Annotated in this window: 10 protein-coding genes and 2 pseudogenes; 7 read left to right on the top strand and 5 right to left on the bottom strand. The window is 67.8% G+C overall.

Annotation, left to right across the window (positions count from 1 at the left end; translation table 11 throughout):
* Positions 1–392: 392 nt before the first annotated feature.
* Complete coding sequence (locus BG418_RS07830) at positions 393–1,739, top strand: lipase family protein (RefSeq protein WP_188273003.1); 1,347 nt, start codon at positions 393–395, stop codon at positions 1,737–1,739.
* A gap of 179 nt (positions 1,740–1,918) precedes the next feature.
* Here the strand turns inward: BG418_RS07830 and BG418_RS39640 are convergent, their stop codons facing one another.
* Positions 1,919–2,458 carry a hypothetical protein gene (locus BG418_RS39640; protein WP_223184522.1) on the bottom strand — a complete coding sequence of 180 codons (540 nt, stop codon included), beginning with the start codon at positions 2,456–2,458 and terminating at the stop codon, positions 1,919–1,921.
* A gap of 61 nt (positions 2,459–2,519) precedes the next feature.
* On the opposite strand from BG418_RS39640, the pseudogene BG418_RS41105 reads away from it, so the two are divergent.
* Positions 2,520–2,888, top strand: a pseudogene (locus BG418_RS41105) (helicase associated domain-containing protein); the annotation flags it as partial.
* Between the two features lie 329 nt (positions 2,889–3,217).
* Here the strand turns inward: BG418_RS41105 and BG418_RS07820 are convergent.
* Positions 3,218–4,327: a PD40 domain-containing protein gene (locus BG418_RS07820; protein ID WP_188273002.1), complete on the bottom strand. Its 1,110-nt coding sequence runs from the start codon at positions 4,325–4,327 to the stop codon at positions 3,218–3,220.
* Positions 4,328–4,543: 216 nt separating this feature from the next.
* On the opposite strand from BG418_RS07820, the gene BG418_RS07815 reads away from it, so the two are divergent.
* Positions 4,544–4,867, top strand: coding sequence for a hypothetical protein (locus tag BG418_RS07815; protein ID WP_188273001.1), 324 nt, complete (start codon positions 4,544–4,546; stop codon positions 4,865–4,867).
* A gap of 419 nt (positions 4,868–5,286) precedes the next feature.
* Positions 5,287–5,454, top strand: a pseudogene (locus BG418_RS41100) (transposase); the annotation flags it as partial.
* Positions 5,455–5,779: 325 nt separating this feature from the next.
* Here BG418_RS41100 and BG418_RS07805 read toward each other — a convergent pair.
* On the bottom strand, positions 5,780–6,625 hold the full coding sequence (locus BG418_RS07805; RefSeq protein WP_188273000.1) for a class I SAM-dependent methyltransferase: 846 nt from the start codon (positions 6,623–6,625) through the stop codon (positions 5,780–5,782).
* A gap of 380 nt (positions 6,626–7,005) precedes the next feature.
* Between BG418_RS07805 and BG418_RS07800 the strand changes: the two genes are divergently transcribed.
* The 3 genes from BG418_RS07800 to BG418_RS07790 all read left to right on the top strand — a co-directional run bounded on the left by BG418_RS07800 (position 7,006) and on the right by BG418_RS07790 (position 11,222).
* Complete coding sequence (locus tag BG418_RS07800) at positions 7,006–8,085, top strand: terpene synthase family protein (RefSeq protein WP_188272999.1); 1,080 nt, start codon at positions 7,006–7,008, stop codon at positions 8,083–8,085.
* Positions 8,086–8,131: 46 nt separating this feature from the next.
* Positions 8,132–9,436, top strand: a complete 1,305-nt coding sequence (locus tag BG418_RS07795) for a cytochrome P450 (protein WP_188272998.1) — start codon at positions 8,132–8,134, stop codon at positions 9,434–9,436.
* A gap of 433 nt (positions 9,437–9,869) precedes the next feature.
* Positions 9,870–11,222, top strand: coding sequence for a hypothetical protein (locus tag BG418_RS07790; protein ID WP_188272997.1), 1,353 nt, complete (start codon positions 9,870–9,872; stop codon positions 11,220–11,222).
* 252 nt (positions 11,223–11,474) lie between these two features.
* Here BG418_RS07790 and BG418_RS07785 read toward each other — a convergent pair whose 3' ends face one another.
* Together BG418_RS07785 and BG418_RS07780 are read right to left on the bottom strand one after the other, a co-directional pair.
* A complete protein-coding gene (locus tag BG418_RS07785; RefSeq protein ID WP_188272996.1) occupies positions 11,475–11,726 on the bottom strand; it encodes a hypothetical protein in 252 nt (83 codons plus the stop codon).
* A gap of 422 nt (positions 11,727–12,148) precedes the next feature.
* The gene (locus BG418_RS07780; RefSeq protein WP_188272995.1) at positions 12,149–12,508 is read right to left on the bottom strand and encodes a hypothetical protein; all 360 of its coding nucleotides are present in this window, start codon (positions 12,506–12,508) and stop codon (positions 12,149–12,151) included.
* Positions 12,509–12,564: the final 56 nt, after the last annotated feature.

The following is a 12,564-nucleotide window of genomic DNA, read 5'->3' as shown; positions in this document are numbered from 1 at the left end:
AGCAACTCCTCGCGACAGCGGTCCAAGAGCCGGCATTCCGCGCAGGCATCCCGCCTCTGCAGCTCGCGGAAACGCGCGAGGACGCTGTGCGCGTCGCGATCCGCAATGGCCGTGGAGCACTGCGCGAGTATCGAGGGCTCGCGCTCGTGGCATGACGCGCTCGGTCGGTAGCCAGCGCCCCGGCACTGCACCGTTCCGACCGGTCTGAGGCACAAGGGAATTGGCGGAGCGGGGTCACTGACTCAGCCGCCGTTCGTCCCGTGAAGACTCCGGCGCACCCCTGGTCAACTGCCGTGTGCCTTTGTTAGGTTGCGCGGAACCGATCTTCGGCCACTCCCCCTTCGGGCCGTAGCGGTCATTTCTCTGATCCGCTTACACCGTTTGGGAGAGTCATGCGTACATTCAGAGTGTGGCACGCCGCGATCACGGGCGTCGTCGCCGTCGCCGTCGCCGCCGTGCCCGCTGTCGCGTCCGGCGTTCAGGAGCAGCCCTCGTCGACGACTGCCGGGAGCGACGCGTTCTACACCTACAACGGCAGCAAGCCGCTGTCCTCGTACAGTCCCGGAGACGTGCTCAAGGTCCGGACGCTGCCGTACCACGTCCTGGGTATCGCGACCCCCCTCCAGGCGACGCAGCTGCTCTACCGCACCACCGACGCGCAGGGCCACCCGTCCGCAGGCGTGACCTCCGTGCTGCGCAGCCCTGTTGGTGACGGCCGCAAGGTCGTGTCGTACCAGTCGTTCTACGACTCGCTCGACCCCGAAGACGGTCCATCCCGGGCGGTCGCGGGCAACGTCAAGCTGCCCGGCGGCTTGATCGCGAACGGCGAGTCCACGCTCGTGGCGCCGCTGCTGCTGTCCGGCTACGACGTCGTCCTCCCTGACACCGAGGGGCAGGCCGCCCACCTCGCGGCCTCCCGCGAGTACGGGTACAACACGCTGGACTCCCTGCGTGCCGCTTCCAGCGCGGCGTCGAGGACCGGCATCAGCCCCGACGCGCGCGTCGGCCTCATGGGCTACTCCGGCGGCGCCGTCGCGACCAACTGGGCCGCCTCCCTCGCGCCCCAGTACGCCCCTGACGTCAACAAGCGCCTGGTGGGATACGCCGAGGGCGGGGTGCTCGTGAAGCCCTCGCACATCCTCAGGTACATCGAAGGCAGTCAGGTGTGGTCCGGGCTCATCCCGGAGTTGCTCATCGGGCAAGCGCGTTCGTACGACTTCGACCTCGAGAAGTACCTGAACGACTACGGCAAGCAGCTGGTCGACGAGCACCAGCACTCCTCGATCGCCGACGTGCTGGGCCACTACCCCGGTCTGACGTGGAAGAAGATGGCGAAGCCGGAGTACGTGAACCCGAACTCCGTACCCGAGCTCGTCGAGGCGGTCAACAAGTCCAACCTCGGCCTGGCACCGACCCCGACCGTCCCCGGCTACATCGGCCAGGGCAACGCCGGCTTCCTTGAGGGAACCACGAGCTACATCGCGGGCATCGGCTCGGGCGACGGCATCACGGTCGCCGGGGACACACGGGCGCTGGCGCGGAAGTACTGCGCCGAGGGCGCCGCGGTGTGGTACCAGCAGTACGACGTCCTCAGCCACTTGACCGCGCCCACGGTCACGGTGCCCACCGCGCTCGCCTGGCTGCGCGCCCGGTTCGCCGGCAAGGAGGCCCCGTCCTCCTGCGGCAGCATCGCCGAAGGCAACTCACTTGCGGCTGACGAGACGGTCCCCGCCGGATGAGGACCTGACGGGGGCGGCAGCGAACTTCGCCAAGACCGCTTAGACCCCTCGCCGAGGAGATCGAGCGTTCTGCGACGAAGACGTGCTCCACGTGCCGAACGTAGCCAACAGCCCTGTGGGAGCAAAGGAGTTCACGGGAAGAGGGTGCAGATCCAGGCAGGAGACGTACCAAACGTTCCTCACACCCAACCCACCTCTAGATAATCGATACCGCGAATTGTGACGCGGTCGCTTTCTGTGACGCGCGGGGGGCGATGGTCGACATCGTGCAAATGGTCGGACGCGCCCTCCGCATGAAACCCGGTGAGGGGAAAATCGCCTCGCTGATCGTCCCGGTATTCCTCGGACCGGACGAAGATCCCGACGACATGCTCACCTCCGACGCCTACAGCACCCTCGCGAAAATCCTCGAAGCGCTCCGTGCGCACGACACCGACACGATCGAGGCACTCGCGGATCCCCGCGTACGCAGCGGCAGTTGGACCAGCAAGAGCGAAGGCCAGGACGGCCAGTACCCGGACCACGAGGACCAGGACGCCGCCAACTTGGGCGGCGGCGATGACATGGCCGGGGACAACGACAGGCAGGACGCGGCAGTGAGCGGTGCGGCCGCGCAGCACCTCCGCTTCAGCACCCCCAGGGACCCGGCGGTGCTGGCTCAGTTTGTGAAACTGCCGGTCATCGAACCGGAGAACGAGTACTGGCGGCGCGGCATCCAAGCCGCCACCCGCTACCCCAACGAGACCAGCAGCGGGGAACTGAGGGGCCCATACGGCTACACCACCCCCGAAGCACTGGAAACCCGCCCGGTTCCCGCTCGGGACGTGGCTGGCCGAGCCGCGCCGCTACAACAACGCCGGACGACTCGCGAAAGAGCGGGTGAAGCAGTTGGACGAGCTCGGCATGGTGTGGTCTCACCAGGACGTCGCCTTCGAAGAAGGCCTCGCTGCAGCGCGGGGCTGGGTAGCCTTCCACGGACACTTCCTGCCCCCGTCCACGGCGGTGTGGCAGGGATATCCGGTCGGGGTGTGGGCCAAGAACCAGAGGGCCGCCGCCCGCCTCGCCGCACACATCCGCGAACTGCGCGAAGCCGGCCTGCCCGTGGAGACCAGCGCCGGGGCCATGACCGAAGAGCGGCTGGACGACCTCGAGGAGATCGATCCCGGCTGGTGCCCCGCCTGGGATGTGGGCTGGCAACGCTGCTTCCGCCTTGTCCAGGCCCACCTCGACGGGGGCGGCACGCTGCCGACTGCCGCAGGTGAGGTGATCGTCCAAGGCGAAGACCTCGGACGATGGATCACCACACAGCGCCATGGCTGGGACGGCCTGCAGCCCGCGCTCGAGTGGCTCCTGGAGAACATCCTCGGCCTGGAAGCGGCCGGCCCCGACGAACAGCCCGTCAAAGCGCCCACACACCATGACAAATGGAACCGCACGGCCCCCGCGCGGGCGCGGGAGCAGTGCGGCCGCCGGGGCGATCAGGAGAAGTGGCGGACGAACACGTCCGACTTGCCATTGGTGTCGCCGGGCACGATGTCGCCGGCCGTGGACTGGAAGACCACGTCGCGCCCGTCGGCGCTGACCGCGCCGGTACCGGCCGAGGCGGGCTGGTCCGAGACGGTCGCGTCGGTGTCCTTCTGCAGGTCGCGCAGAACGAGCGAGGGGCCGGTCGTGTCCTGCGGCGCGTACAGCAGATAGCGGCCGGTGGGGTCGATGGCCACGCCCCGCGCGTCCGACACGAGCTCGGTGGTGTCCGAGGGCACGTCGTAAACGTAGGTGTCGCCGCCCGCGAGGTAGACGACCTTGGTGCCGTCGCTGCTGAGCTGGACGAGTGTCGCCCCCTCGGAGGTGTCCTCGATCGGGCCGGAGGTGGTGCCGGTGGTCCGGTCCCACACGAAGACGTCCCCAGCTTGGCCGTCCTCGTAGGCGACGTATCGGCCGTCGCCGCTGATGGACGGCCGGGCCGGGAGGGTGTGCTCGAATTCGGCGACGGTCTCCTTGGTGCCGGCGTGCCAGTCGATCACCTCTACGCTCTGCCGGGACGCCGGTCGATTGAAGGTGGCGACGTGGGCGATGTAACGGCCGTCCGCACTCAGCGACGGCTGGCTGCAGCTGAGGCCCGAGCACCCGATGCCGATCGTGCTTCCCGTGCCCGTCTGGGACAGGAAGATCTTCGTGTCTTTGAACAACTTCCCCCAGTGGGCGGCGTATTGTCCGTCACCGCTGATCACCGGGGACTGGATCGGGGTGGAGTTGGACGACATCCGCTTGAGCTGTCTCGTCTGCTGGTCGCGGACGAACACCTTGTCACCGCCCGTCGTTGCATCGGGCGTGAGGTTATGCGCTGAAGACGAGAAGACGACGTGACGGCCGTCGGGCGTGATCGAGGCGCCGGCGGAGTCGCCGTCGGCCTGGGTGCCGTCGGCCGCGACACTGATCCTCTCGACACTGGCTGCGAGGCCGCCCGCAGTCGTGGGCTCGGCCGAGGCGGCTGCGGGCAGCATCGCCGTGACCGCACAGGCCGCGACCGCCGCGCCCAGGGCGGCCCGTACACGTCTGGTAGTGATCCGGTTCGTGTTTCCCCTCATTTTCCCCCCAGGAAGGACACGGTATTTCCTCCGGCTCCCTACCGGAGGCCCACAACATGCAACCGGGATGGGGCTGTGGGGTCAATGGTTCACACATTCAGCAGGCGCGGTTTCGGTCATGTGAGACGACCCACCCCTCGAACCGCGCTGGAACCGAACGGCGAGTCCGCGCGAGTCCGGCACCATCCGCCGGCCCGGAAGGTCGGCGACTTCCCGGTGCCGCACCCTTTCCCAGACGACGTCGGCAACGCCGTGGTGACGGGCGGCATGGGCATGTACGTGCTGGTGGCGGTGCCGCTGCCCAGCCAGCCATCACTGACGGACCTGTTCCAACTGCCGGCACACGACTTCGGTGCGGCCCGGATCGAGGTTCGCTTTGACGATGCCGCACGTGAGCGTTACGCGGAGCACCCCAACGACCGGGCCGAGCGGAGAATTTGGGAGACGGCCGACCCCGAGCTGCGCTCCGCGCTGCGGTTCCTCCAGCGTCTGCCACCGGAGATCGGTCAGGCATGGTTCGCGGCACGTCCGTCTCGGTGAGGTGTAGACCGTATGAAGTGGTCGTCCCGAGCTGTTGGCTGGGGTCGGCTGCCGCGCCGAAGACCGATGCCCTGCTGGGAAGTTGACGCGGGTTTCCCGCCGGTGAGCACAGTGGCGGGTAGTGCCGCAATTACCGGGGGCACCGGATGTTTTCCGAGCGTACTTCGGTCGGCCTGGATGTCCATGCCCACACCACGATGGCGTGGGCACGGGACTGTGAGACCGGGCAGGTCTTCAGCCAGTGTCGCGACGCTGAGACGCACAATGTCATGACATGGGTGGCCGGACTTCCGCAGCCGGTCGCGGTCGCCTATGAGGCCGGGCCGACCGGTTTCTTCCTGGCCAGGGCCTACGACGACGTCGGCGTCCGCTGTGCGGTGGCGGCTCCGTCGAAGACGGAACGGCCGGCGGGCGACCGGATCAAGGAGGTCGGCGACTGGCAGCGGTTCACCGGCGCGACCAACGGCGCCTACCTCGGCCTGGTGCCCATCGAGCACTCCTCCGACCCCAACCGGGCACTGGGCCCGATCACCAAGACCGGCAACAGTCACGCCAGGCGGCTGCTGGTAGAGGCATCGTGGCAGCACTACAAGCCGTACCGCAGGCCCGGCGTGACGCTGCGCCGCCGCAGGGAACTCCCCCACTCCGTCAGGCTGCGGGCCGACCTCGGCAACCGGCGTCTGCACCAGCGGTGGGAGAACTATCCCACCAGCGCGACCTGGAATGCGTCCACCGGGAGCGAGCCGTGGCTGTCGTCCGAGGCAGATCGATTCGGCGCCTCGCTGCCCTGGCGTACGTTCCGGTGGAGGGCGGGCCACAAGCACTACTCGGGTACGTACTCGTCTTCCTCTGCCATGCCTTCACCGCCTGGCCCTCGACGAGGGTGAAGTTGCCGGACGTGGCTGCGTTCGCTCAGGTGACCCGCGCGGCCACCAGGGTCTCGAAGGTATAGGGCCGCAGCCCATCGGTACGGCCGGCGAAGTACCGCTGCTGGAGGTCTGCACGTGCGGGATGGTCCACGACCTTGAGCCCGCACCGGCTGATCAGCCTCTCGATCTCGATTGCCGGCCAGCCTGGCTGAAGAGGCTCGCCGGCAGAAGCCGCGATCGGCGTGTAGATCCGGGCGAATTCCGTCCCCACGTCGTCCAGCACACAGTCCTCGGCCCGGTAGGAGAACACCACCTCAGACCCGGGAGCAGCCGCCGCGATCGTGCGCAACGTCGACTCGATCGCCTGCGCCGTCAGATAGGGAGCGACACCCGTCCAGCAGAACATCGCCGGCTGCGCCCAGTCGAACCCGGCCGCGCCCAGAACACCCTGAACCGGTTCGGCCTCGAAATCAACCGGCACGAACACCTGCGAGTCGCTGAGCGGCAGGCCGAGCACCCTGACCCGCTCGAGCTTCCAGGCCTGGGAAGCAGGATGATCAACCTCGAACACCGTCAGCGAGCCGAGCAGATCCGGCTGCCGCCACGCGAACGAGTCAAGCCCCGCGCCAAGAATCACGTACTGGGTGAAGGCGCCAGCAGCCAGCCGGTCCTCGGCGTACCGGCTGCGGGTGCAGACAGCCGTGCGGGACTCGCGACGGACCGGGCCGGGGAACAGCGGATCGAACCGGTCTCGCAGCTCCCGCCATACCGGGCCGACAAGCACCAGGGCCAGCACATCATCCAGTACCCACGGCGACGCCGTCTCCAGGCGAAACAATCCACGCGACACGGCCGCAAACATCGCCGTCCTGCTCGGCGCGCTCTCCATACATTCCTCCTCGCCGGCCAGAACCCACGCACGCCCACTCCGCGCACCTCACAGAATGCGCCTGAAACGCCCTGACAGCCACAGCCAGATCGCCTCCCACCACGAACTGCCCGCCATCGGGATCCCCCAAAACCGCCGGGCACACCGCCGTCACATTGAACGGCTTGCCTGACGCTTTCCACTCGTTCACGCGACTCCTCCCGGGTAACACCCGGTTGATCTACGTTCGAACTCCCTCAACTCCCCTTGCATGACCTGGGGAAACACTGACTGCCCGGCCTTGGGGAAGCTTCACCCGCCTCAGACAGTGGCCATGCGCGCTCCCCCGCTAGCGCCCCCACGCCCTCCTCAACCACCTCGGCTGGTGAGAACATGAGCCGGTGCCTGAGCTTGGTGGGTTGCGGCCGGATCAGGGGGCGTCGCTTCCCGTCGACAGGAAGGACGAGCCCATGCGGCATGACCTCACGGACTTCGATCAGGTTGTCCTGCCGACGATTGAGTTGCCGTGGGCCAGCACTGTTCATCCCGATGTCCAAGGGATGCACATGGCGTTGGTCGACTGGTCCGAGCGGCACGCGTTGCTCCGTAACGACGCCGAGCGCGACCGGTACGCAGGTTATCGATTCGCCTGGCTGGCCGGACGCTGTTTTCCCCGTGCCGATCGGGCGTTCGCCCAGTGGGCTGCCGACTTCATGCTGTGGTTCTTCCTGTTCGACGACGTGACCGCCGATCGTGTGGAGAGCACGGAGCAGGCGAGCGCCATGGTACGGAGGCTGACCGCGATACTGGACGTGGTCGATCTCGACGAGCTCGGCGAGCAACCTGTGCACGGTGAGGTGGCATGGCTGGATCTGTGCCGCCGACTGCGTGCGTTGGTCCCCGCGCCCGAGAACTACGAGCGGTGGGCGACAGCGATGCGGCTGTGGCTGCTTTCACTCACCACACAGATATTCGACCAGGTGTGCACCGACCGGATCAGCCCCCGTTCGTACGCGTCGTTCCGCCGCTACTCGGCGGGCCTCAAACCCCCCTTCGCGGTCGCGGATGTGGCCAACGCAGGCCCCATCACCCCCGCGGAGTTCCACGCGCCCGAGACGCGCCGGCTGGAACGGTACGCAGTCAACGTCGTCGCGTGGTCCAACGACGTGCTCAGCGCCCCGGTCGAGGTCCATGAGCCATCGACTCGTAGCCTCGTCACGGTCATCAAGGACGCCGAGCCGAGCCGCTCGTGGCAGGAAGCGGTGAATCTGGCGGTCGGCCAGACGCATGCCGAGATCACCAGGTTCGCCGAGCTGGCCGAGCAGGTGCGCCGAACCGCGAGTCCCCCGCTGTCCGGATGGATCGACGGCTGCCAGGACTGGATGACCGGCACAGTCAACTGGTCTCTGCACGACAGCGCCCGTTACGGTCACACCGCCGCCGCCCCGCTCACCACCGGTGGAACAGCCATGGCTCCCTGACCACAGCCGCTCCCGGAAGTCCGACACGACAAGGCGGTCCCGCACGATGGCCATCAGTCGATCATTACCCCCCGGACCCGCCCCCGACCGCGAAGAACTGTGGCGCCTGGAACAGCAGCCCGCGATGCTGGAGGGCTTCCGGGCCTGCTACGGCGACCTGTTCACGCTTCATCGACCGGACCAACCTCCGCGGGTGTTCCTCAGCACTCCTCGTCAATTCCGCAGCATCCTGTTCCGGCACGACCAGGAGCTCGTCGGCCTGGGCACCACCATGTACAACGACCTGATCGGCCCGCGCAGCATGCTGAAGCTGGCTGGAGCCGAGCATCGACGCATACGGCAGATCGTGACACCGCCCCTGGTCGGCGCCTCGCTGCGGCGGCGGGCCGGCACGGTGCACCGGCTGATCGCACAGCGGCTGCACGACCTACGTGGACGCCCCCCGCAGCCGCTGGCCAGGATGACCATCGGGATCACAGCGCGCATCATGAATGCGCTGATCCTCCCCGACCTTCCCGAAACCACCGATCACGCGCTGGAAGAAGCGCTCGTTGGCGCACTCAACGCCGTGCACGACGCACGCACGGCGGCCCCCGGGCAACGCACACAGCTCGACGCGCAATATCGCCACCATCGCACCTCGCTGGACCGCCTCCTCCTGGCCGAGATCACTCGTGCCCGCTCCACGGGGGCCAACCGCGGCGACTCGCTGCTGGCCGCACTGCTGGCCGCACCTCATCCGCTGTCCGACCGCGACATACGGGATCAACTCGTCAGCGTCCTCACCGGAGGCACCACGACTGCGGGCAACGGCATGTCCATGGCCCTGTACTGGCTCCACCACCGTCCCGATGTCGCCGCACGCCTAACCGCCGAACTGCGGACGTTGCCGGACGACGCCTCCGCACTGGAGATCGCGTCGCTGCCCTACCTGTCCGCCGTGTGCCTGGAAGCCCTGCGTGTCCCGACGATCACGCCGACCAGCGCTGCGCGTCGCGTAGTGACGCCCTTCACCGCAGAAGGCTTCCATTTTCCCGCGGGCACGGAAATCATCGTTGCCATTCACCTGGCCCATCACCACGAACAGACCTATCCCGACCACGGCCGGTTCCGGCCGGAACGGTTCCTGAGCCGGCCTCCCGACAGATTGCACTACCTCCCCTTCGGCATCGGCTCCCACCGCTGTCTGGGCGCCCAGTTGACCGAACTGGAGATGAGGCTCACCCTGGCCGAGGCCCTGCGACTGCACGGTTTCGGTCTCCTGGGTGCCGACGACGAGCTACGACCACGCTCACACGGGGTCAACCTCACGACCCCTCACTCGATCCAGGTGCGCTGCCGCAATGCCTGATCGGCGGGCCGGCGGATGCAGGGTATGCCGTGCTCGCCCAGCAGCAGCATGCCGCCCAACGACGCGCGACGATGCAGAGGGCATTGTTGACCAGGGCTTCGCGGCCCTCATCACCCGGGCTGTGGCCAGCAGCCGTCCGAGACAGCGGGATTGTCGAGGCCGATGCAGCATGCGTTGTCGGCTCCATTCGTCGGTCTGCTCGGCCAAGACCGCGATCACGTTCCGGTCGAACAGGCTCAACAGGGCGGTCAACAGGGCAAGATGAGCGGCACAGACACTGGCCAGGACCGGGGCTTGAGGCAGCCGAGTCATCCCTGCTGACACCCGGCCGTGCCTTGTTCCGGTGTCGGCAATTCACCGCTGTGCCGGCTGGGAAAGCGCTCGTCATGTCGGCCGACCTGCGGGAGCTGGGCAGTCGTTGAAGGGAAAAGGCATGCCATCGACGTCACGCATCGACCTCCTGGACCTCTACGCCCCTGAGCGGGTCGCCGACGACGGCTTCCGGCCTTTCTGCACCGCCGTGGCGATGACCGAGCCGGTCGACTACGTGCTCAGCGACGAGACCGTCGCCGCGCTCGACCACACGGACAAGGACAGCGGGTGGCGCCGGCGCGCCCGCACCGCAGGCGGCGTGCTGACGACAGATGATCCCCTGGTCGGTGCAGTGGGCGCGCTGGCCGCCCGTGCCGCTGCCCGCCCGGACGACCGGATGCTGCGGTGGGTGGAGCCGTATCTGCGCCAGGTCAGTGACCACGAGTACCGCATCGACCTGCCCGACCGGCCCTGCGTTCTCGGCGGTGGCAGGGGACGTGCACAGATGTGGCGCACAGCACGGGAGACGGTTTCCGGCGCATGTGAGTCGGCGTCCCGATGGGCCGCCCACTGCCACTCCACCGACGTCCCGGTCGACGTGGTCATCGCCACCATGCACTTCTGGCCGGTCATTGCCCTCGTCGACCAGCACTATGCCGGACCGACCTGCGCGGCAGAAGTCGGGAAACTGGCCCAGGTCGCTCTCGATCACCTTCACCCCCACCTCGACCGGCCCGGTGCGGTCGAGCAGGTGTGGGTACCGGACCTGGGCAATCTGGTGGCCAATATGGCGACACGGCTGACCTCCCACTACCACGACCCGTCCGTGGTCCCGCTGCCCGACCGGCTGGCGATGCGCGCCGTCGACTCCGGCTCGGACGCCCAGGTCGCTCAGAACGCCTTCTATGCCGGGCTGTCCAGCCATCCACTGCTCGACGAGTGGAAGATCGCCACGGCGCTGGCCCACGACATGTGGCAAATCCGCCACGACGAGACCAAATCCGGCGACGACTTCAACTCCTGTTCCATGCTCCTCCGGGAAGGCGTGAAGGTGGAGGAGCTGGCCGACTACCTCACCTACCTCACCTGCTCCCATGACCTGCCGCCGGCGATTCGCCACTGCTTCGACGCCTGGACCGTCATGACCCTCGCCTCCCAGCGACACGCCACCCGCCTGCCCAAGGCGCCACCACGCCGCGACCGTCTCTGGGTCCCGGCCACGGTGGCACGAGTACGGCAGGCGATCGGCGCCGCCGGTGCCGACGCGCCCTTCGCCGAGGCCGACTCCAGTCTGTCGGGCGCCGACCTCGATCCGGCCGACATCGAGCGGCTCCTCGCCCCCGAGAACTGCCGCAGCTACACAGCCTGCATCGACAGCACAGCCGAGGCGAACAGGATGTGGCGGGAATACGTCTACCGCTTCGACGTCATCCCTGAACTGCTATCACGGTCGAAGTACGCTCAAGCCGGATAGCCGCCCGATGAACCCTCACGCGTCCGGCGCAGGTGGCCACTTGTTCGACACCCGTCATAGCGCGCATCAGAGTGCGCGGGTGTGTGTCGGATTTGGTCGGTGCCGGTCGGTCCGCGACACCCGGGGCATGAGTGCGGAGAAGCCGCCGGAGTACAGCGACCCCCTTGGTGTGGAGGCCACCTAGTCCAGCGCCGAACGCCGTCTCGTGGGGCGGGTGTTGCCAGACCGTGACGCGGGTTCACTCGACAGGGTTCACCGGCCGCCAGATGCCGGCCCGTTGTCCTCGTTGTCGGCCGTGGTGCCGACCGTGCCGGTGCCTTGGCAGTTGTCGCAGGTGACGGTGGTTTCGTTGCCGTCGTTGTCGCGCGTGGTGATGGTGCCGCCGTTGCCGTTCCCGCAGGTCGGCACGCGTTCCTCCAGGAGCCGCTTCGACAGGTTGATGAGGCGCTGGTAGCGCGGGTCATCGGCGATGAGGTGGATGTGCTGGCGGTCGATCCATCCCATAGCAGCCTCCCTGGCAGTTCGCGTCCAGCGTCTCGCCGCCGCCTGTCACCGGCAAGGGCGGACCGGACTGCGCCCCCGTAGCCGTGGCCGGCCGGACGTGGGGAGTTGGCTGGCCACGAGCATCCTCGAAGGTCACGTCGCTCCCCCCGGTGATAAGGCGCAGGACATCGTCGACGTCCTCCAGCACGGTTCACCCCCGCCTGCGCGACGCATCCCGTACCACCGCCCACTCCGCGTCCGTCAGGTCCGACGGATACCGCCGCACCCTGCCCGCACGGTCGGCTGCGTTCCCGAGCCGGTGCGAGGCAATCGCACACCAGCACAGGAGAGTTGGACGACACGAGACCACCCACCTGGGTTCTGTCCGGCGCATCTCGGGCAGCGGCTCTCTCTGGCCCTGGAAGGCCGTTTTGCTGCAAGAGTCAGCAGAGCCGGTCCGGGGAGGGAAGCTGGGTGATCTGTTCATCGCCCCAGGCGTAGACCTCCAGGTTGGACAGGTAGCCGTCGTAGGCGAAGACCAGCGCGCCACCGACGGCCTGTCCGTCAGGACCGAGCACCGTGGCATCGGCGACGGGATTCTCGGTGACGGGCGCACTGGGCACCGACGACCTGTCCAGACCGAAGTCGATGCTGGCGCAGGAACATGTGCAGTGACCGGTCAACCGCAGGTGGGGGATCTGTGCACGCAGAGCGTGATGGACAGGCTTGTCGCCCGTGAGGAGCGCCTCAAGGAGCGCGGCCGCTGCTGCGGGTATTCGATCACTGGTCGTGCTGGTCTCCATACCCTGACCCGATCATTTGGCCAGGCGGAAGGTCAAACCGGAAATCCGGCGCATGC

The sequence above is a fragment of the Streptomyces sp. CBMA152 genome (genome assembly GCF_014596475.1).
Lineage (GTDB): Bacteria > Actinomycetota > Actinomycetes > Streptomycetales > Streptomycetaceae > Streptomyces.
The sequence above is the reverse complement of the archived record's forward strand: the minus strand, read 5'-3'. Positions and strand labels throughout refer to the sequence as shown.

Coding starts and splice junctions, on each gene's coding strand:
- BG418_RS07830 (WP_188273003.1), top strand. CDS start 393: ATGCGTACATTCAGAGTGTGGCACGCCGCGATCACGGGCGTCGTCGCC.
- BG418_RS07820 (WP_188273002.1), bottom strand. CDS start 4,327: ATGAGGGGAAACACGAACCGGATCACTACCAGACGTGTACGGGCCGCC.
- BG418_RS07805 (WP_188273000.1), bottom strand. CDS start 6,625: ATGGAGAGCGCGCCGAGCAGGACGGCGATGTTTGCGGCCGTGTCGCGT.
- BG418_RS07795 (WP_188272998.1), top strand. CDS start 8,132: ATGGCCATCAGTCGATCATTACCCCCCGGACCCGCCCCCGACCGCGAA.
- BG418_RS07790 (WP_188272997.1), top strand. CDS start 9,870: ATGCCATCGACGTCACGCATCGACCTCCTGGACCTCTACGCCCCTGAG.
- BG418_RS07785 (WP_188272996.1), bottom strand. CDS start 11,726: ATGGGATGGATCGACCGCCAGCACATCCACCTCATCGCCGATGACCCG.
- BG418_RS07780 (WP_188272995.1), bottom strand. CDS start 12,508: ATGGAGACCAGCACGACCAGTGATCGAATACCCGCAGCAGCGGCCGCG.